The organism is Acutalibacter sp. 1XD8-36 (genome assembly GCF_009917525.1).
Classification (GTDB): Bacteria; Bacillota; Clostridia; order Oscillospirales; family Acutalibacteraceae; genus Acutalibacter.
This window is the reverse complement of the sequence record NZ_QZDU01000056.1, coordinates 1-1,232: the sequence shown is the minus strand read 5'-3', so window position 1 is coordinate 1,232 and position 1,232 is coordinate 1. Positions and strand designations below refer to the sequence as shown.

The window sequence follows — 1,232 nt, the reverse complement described above, 5'->3', positions numbered from 1 at the left end:
TGATGTGCCGGACTCAACCTCAAAGTCAAAGGACAGGTCAGTGTCGCCATTGTTCAGCCCAGCAGCATTCGCTGCAGCGTTTGCCGCCCAATTTGCTACGCCGCTGGTTGTCCCTCTATTACGTTCGTAAAGAATGCCGTCACCATGAGTGAAAGAACTGTCGGACTCTATTTTCTTGATGTTGCTGGCAGCGGTAAAGGTCGGAATGATTTTGCCTTCAGTGTTGGCAGTTGGGAAGGTTCCGAAGGGGACCTTAACGGTAATTACAACCTCACCAACGCCGTTTCCAGCAGAGGCACTACCGTCATCAACTTCTTTTTCCTCATAGCTAACCATATCCGGAACATCGAACTCGGTGAAGATGGGCTCCACCTTGTAAGAAACTGTGTACTCCTGTGTGGATTTGTCCTCTGCAGTAACAGTTACCTTTGTGATTTTGTCATCAGCAGGAGCGCTGTCATTTATGCTGTATGTGGCTACTTTTGTAAAGGAAACAGTTGCATAGGGGCTGGCGGTCTTAAAGTTTTCTTCCTTCAGGCCCAGCATATAAGCGGTGTTATCACTGCCCACGGGCTTGATGATTTCGATATGGTGCTTCACAGGGTCAACATTGGCGTTGACAATGCGGGTGGACTCAACAGCAGTGATAGTGGTGTCGCTGCTGGCGTTGCGCTCGCTGACGGTAACGGTCAGCGGGTAGGTGGTGATTTCACCGGCGCTGGTGGTAATCTGCAGCTTAATGCCGGTGTACTCGCCCCAGTAGCTGCCCTCGGGCTTAACGGCGTAGTCCAGCAGATTGATGGTCTGCTTGGTGCCGGGCTCGTCGGGCCAGCCGGACAGGTCGACGTCCTTCTGCTTGTCGTCCTTGTCAAGGATGCCCACGGTAATGCCGTTTTTGCTGCGCAGCTCGAAGGTAACGCTCTTGAGCGCGTTCTCGATTACGCTGGCAGTACCGTTAGGCGCGGTGATGCTCACAGAGTAAGCGTCACCGCTGAGCGTAGCCTCCACGCCGTTGACCTTGATAACATCAGGCTCAGCAGCGAAGGCGCTCATTGGGACCAAAGCGACGACCATAAGAATGGCCAGAAGAGCCGCAAGTGGTCTCTTAAGGAACTTGCTTTTGTTCATGATTTCAACCCTCTTAAATTTTAGATTCTCGTGCGGCTCTCTTTTGCCGCCGAGTGGAAGTTATTTATATACTGTAATACCGGGGGACTGCACGGCCTGAACAC

Annotated in this window: 1 protein-coding gene; it reads right to left on the bottom strand. The window is 52.2% G+C overall.

Annotated elements, in window-relative coordinates:
* Window positions 1-1,128: hypothetical protein (locus D5270_RS16470; protein ID WP_166545099.1), on the bottom strand; the 1,128-nt coding region annotated here is incomplete at its 3' end.
* Window positions 1,129-1,232: the final 104 nt, after the last annotated feature.